Annotated in this window: 5 protein-coding genes; 1 reads left to right on the top strand and 4 read right to left on the bottom strand. The window is 67.6% G+C overall.

The annotated features are described in order from the left end of the window. Positions 1 to 194: 194 nt before the first annotated feature. The 3 genes from P3W75_RS08585 to P3W75_RS08575 are packed head-to-tail and all read right to left on the bottom strand — an operon-like array spanning position 195 to position 2,127. Positions 195 to 1,160 (bottom strand): TauD/TfdA family dioxygenase, encoded by a 966-nt coding sequence (locus P3W75_RS08585; protein ID WP_276226946.1) that lies wholly within the window; start codon positions 1,158 to 1,160, stop codon positions 195 to 197. Between the two features lie 13 nt (positions 1,161 to 1,173). Then, complete coding sequence (locus tag P3W75_RS08580; RefSeq protein WP_276226945.1) at positions 1,174 to 1,905, bottom strand: thioesterase II family protein; 732 nt, start codon at positions 1,903 to 1,905, stop codon at positions 1,174 to 1,176. Positions 1,906 to 1,908: 3 nt separating this feature from the next. Continuing rightward, the gene (locus tag P3W75_RS08575) at positions 1,909 to 2,127 is read right to left on the bottom strand and encodes an MbtH family protein (protein WP_276226944.1); all 219 of its coding nucleotides are present in this window, start codon (positions 2,125 to 2,127) and stop codon (positions 1,909 to 1,911) included. Positions 2,128 to 2,433: 306 nt separating this feature from the next. Between P3W75_RS08575 and P3W75_RS08570 the strand changes: the two genes are divergently transcribed. Further along, a complete protein-coding gene (locus P3W75_RS08570) occupies positions 2,434 to 2,976 on the top strand; it encodes an RNA polymerase factor sigma-70 (RefSeq protein WP_276226943.1) in 543 nt (180 codons plus the stop codon). A gap of 168 nt (positions 2,977 to 3,144) precedes the next feature. Here P3W75_RS08570 and P3W75_RS08565 read toward each other — a convergent pair whose 3' ends face one another. Beyond that, the gene (locus P3W75_RS08565; RefSeq protein WP_276226942.1) at positions 3,145 to 3,639 is read right to left on the bottom strand and encodes a VOC family protein; all 495 of its coding nucleotides are present in this window, start codon (positions 3,637 to 3,639) and stop codon (positions 3,145 to 3,147) included. Positions 3,640 to 3,641: the final 2 nt, after the last annotated feature.

The raw sequence follows: 3,641 nt of genomic DNA, 5'->3' as shown, positions 1-3,641 counted from the left end.
GGCATCACCTGTACGGACGGCGGGCAACAGGCTGCCCGCCGGGGCAAATGGGATTCGGCTTGAAGCGGAAATCGAGGGCCTGGCGCGCTAGAGCCAGGCGAGGCGGAGGGCGGCGAAAAAGCGCAGTTCACTGAAGTGAATGAGCATTTTTCGCTGACCTCCAACGACGTATGGCCGACGCGCGGCGGGTCATGTCAGGAGCCGTGGCCCTGGGCCATCGCCACCACTACCTTGCGCGGGCCGCTGAAGGGCGCGCGGGCGTGGGCGGCGAGCATGTTGTCGAGCATCAGCACGTCGCCGCTGTACCAGGGGAAGCTCACCTTGGCTTCCTCCAGCACGCCGCGCACGTCGTCCAGCAACGAGGTCTCGATGGGGCTGCCGTCGCCGTAGTAGACGTTGCGCGGCAGGTCCTCCTCGTCGACGATCTCCAGCAGGCTCTCGCGCACTTCCGCCGGTAGGTTGGAGACGTGAAACAGGTGCGCCTGGTTGAACCACACCAGGTCGCCGGTGAACGGGTGGCGCGCCGTGGCCTGGCACACCTGGCGGGTGCGCAGTTCGCCGTCGTCCTTCCACTGGCAGTCGATGCGGTGGGCGCGGCAGTAGGCTTCCACCACCTCGCGATCGTCGCTGTTGAACACCTGCTCCCAGGCCACGTCCAGGCCGTTGCCGAAGTTGCGCACGTACATCAGCCCGCGTTCCTCGAAGCGCGTGCGGATGGCCGCGCCGACGTCGCGGTAGATCGCCCGGCTGTCGGCGATCGGCGTTTCGCCGCCGCTGGCCGCGGCCTGCACGCAGTAGAACCAGATCTTCAGCGGCCACTCGCGGGTGTAGGCCTGCTCGTTGTGCAGCGGGATGTGCTGGTGCGGCGGGTACTCGGTGGAGGTGTAGACGCCGCGGGTGACGTTGCTGCGCGGCGTGGAGCCGAATTCGTAGTTGAGCAGCGCATGGCCGAAGCCGCCGGCGAAGGCGCGGAAACGCTCCGCGTCACCCACCTGGAAGCCGCGCAGGAGCACCCCGGCGCAGCTCGGCAGGCGCGCTTCGATGAGCGGCCGCAGCTCGCCCAGGGCGTCGACCAGGTCCACCGCGCCGCGCGCCTGGACCAGCAGCGGCAGGCCGCCACGGGCCTCGCCCAGGGGTTCGATGCTGAAAAGGTCTGCCATCTCGGTTCTCCGCTCAGGCCTGGGCCCGGTAACCGGCGTCGCCGGCCGGGCGCAGCTGGCCCAGGATCAGCCGCAGCAGCTCGGTTTCGCGGCTGTTGATGAAGAAATGCCCGCCATCGAGCATTTCCAGCGAGAAGCTCTGCGCGGTCTCGTCCTGCCAGGCCGACAGCGCTTCCACCGAGAGCCGGTCGGCCTTGCCGCCGAACACATGGATCGGGCACGCCAGCAGCGCGCGGCGGTAGTAGCGGTAACGCCCGCAGAGGAGGAAGTCGGCGCGCAGCACCGGCAGGGTCAGGCGCAACATCTCGGCGTCGCCGAACACCGCCTCGGGGGTGCCGCCGAGCTGGCGCAGGCGCGCCACCAGCTGCGCGTCGTCCTGCTCCAGGGCCAGCTCCTGATGGTGCTCGCGGCGCGACGGCGCGGGCGCCGCCGACGCGAACAGCGCGGCCGGCGCCGGCAGGCCGCGGCGGCGCAGGGCATGGGCCAGCTCGAAGGCGAGCAGGCCGCCGAGGCTATGCCCGAACAGCGCGTAGGGCGCGTCCAGGCGTTCCTCGAGCTCTTCGGCCAGTTGCTCGGCCAGCGCGTGCATGTCGGTCTGCAGCGCTTCGCCGAAGCGCCGGCCACGGCCGGGCAGTTCCAGCGGGCAGACGTCCAGCCACGCCGGCAACTGCCGGCGCCAGCGCGCGTAGACCATGGCGCTGGCCCCGGAGTACGGCAGGCAGAACAGGCGCAGGGCGACGGCCATGGCTCAGCGCCCCGCCGCCGGGCCGTCCATCTTCTGCCTGAGGCTCAGCGGGCGCATGTCGGTCCAGGTGCGCTCGACCCAGGCCAGGCACTCGGCCTTCAGGCCCTGCTGGCCGGTCTCGCGCCAGCCCGCCGGCAGCGCCTTGTAGGCGGGCCACAGGGAATACTGCTCCTCGTGGTTGACCAGCACCTTGTACTGGGCGTCGTCGCGGTCGAATGCCATTGCGTAGCTCCTTGGTGTCCGAAAAGTTGCGCGAAGGAATGCGCTTTCCGAGAAAGACGAAGGAGAAAAGAAAATAGTTAGAGTTCTCGTATGAGATTTATTCTCATGAAATACTGGTAGGCGTCCGCCCTACCCTGGCGACGTTTCTGAAGACGCATGAATTTTCTTCAAGCAAAGGGAACAAGCGCGCGAAAAGGGATGTCAGAGCCCGCACCAATCAATTGATAAGAATTATCATTTGCACTAGATTGGAGCGCCTCATCCATGTGGACGTCCCCGCATCCGCCGCCGCATAGGAAGCCTTGCATGTTCAAGACCGCCCCCTCCGGAGGCCAACCGGCACTGCACGAAGTGTTCGCGCAGCACCGGCAGAATTTCATCAACGCCGCCGTGCGCATCCTCGGCTGCCGCAGCCACGCCGAGGATGTGGTGCACGACGCCTACCTCAAGCTCAGCGACGCCGGCCTTGCGCCGAACATCCAGTCGCAGAGCGGCTACCTCATGCGCGTGGTACGCAACCTGGCCATCGACCTGTATCGCCGGCAGAGCCTGGAAAAGCGCTACGCCGGTAGCGAGGAGGAAGGCATGCACGTTCCCAGCCCCGCCGCCTCGCCGGAGGCCGCCCACGAGGGCCGCCAGGCCCTGGAGGCATTGTCCGGGGCGCTGGCCGAGCTGCCCGAGCGCACCCGCTACGCCTTCGAGATGTACCGCCTGCACGGGCGCACGCAGAAGGAGATCGCCGAGGAGCTCGGCGTCTCGCCGACCCTGGTCAACTTCATGGTGCGCGACGCCCTGCTGCACTGCCGGCAGACCCTCAAGGGCCTGGAGGCGCCCCGGCGCCAGAGCTGAAACCAGACGCCGCCAGCCCCCAGCCGCCAGAACCTGTTTACGATCTCGCGAGCTAGAGCAGAACAAGGCGAAAACAGGCGAGGGAGCGCAGTTTAGTCCGCTAAATGAGCATCACTCGCCTGTTTTCAACGCAGTTATGCCGACGCGCAGCAGATCGTAGACAGGTTCTCAGCCGGCGGCGCGGCGTAGTTCACCGATATCCAGCTTCTTCATGCCCAACAGCGCGCGCATGGTGCGGTCGGCCCGCGCCGGGTCGGCGTCGCTCACCAGCTCCGCGAGGAATGCCGGGACGATCTGCCAGGACAACCCGAAGCGATCCTTCAGCCAGCCGCACTGCTGCGCCTGCACAGGGCCTCCCGCCGAAAGCGCGTTCCAGTAGTGGTCGATCTCGTCCTGGGTGTCGCAGTTGACCTGCAGCGAAACCGCCTCGTTGAACTGGAACACCGGCCCGCCGTTGAGCGCGGTGAACGGTACCCCGTCGAGCTCGAAGGCCAGGGTCATCACCGAGCCCGGCGGGCGCCCGTGGATGTCCCGGCCGGCCTCTCCGTAGTGGCTGCTGGCGGTGATCCGCGAGTTGGGGAAGATCGAGGTGTAGCAGGCGACGGCGGCTTCGGCCTGGTCGTCGAACCACAGGCACGGGGTGATGCGGCTGAGGCGGGACATGG

The sequence above is a fragment of the Pseudomonas citronellolis genome, assembly GCF_029335315.1.
GTDB classification, from domain to species: Bacteria; Pseudomonadota; Gammaproteobacteria; order Pseudomonadales; family Pseudomonadaceae; genus Pseudomonas; species Pseudomonas citronellolis_A.
Note: the sequence above shows the minus strand (reverse complement) of the source record. Positions and strands in the feature narration are given on the sequence as shown.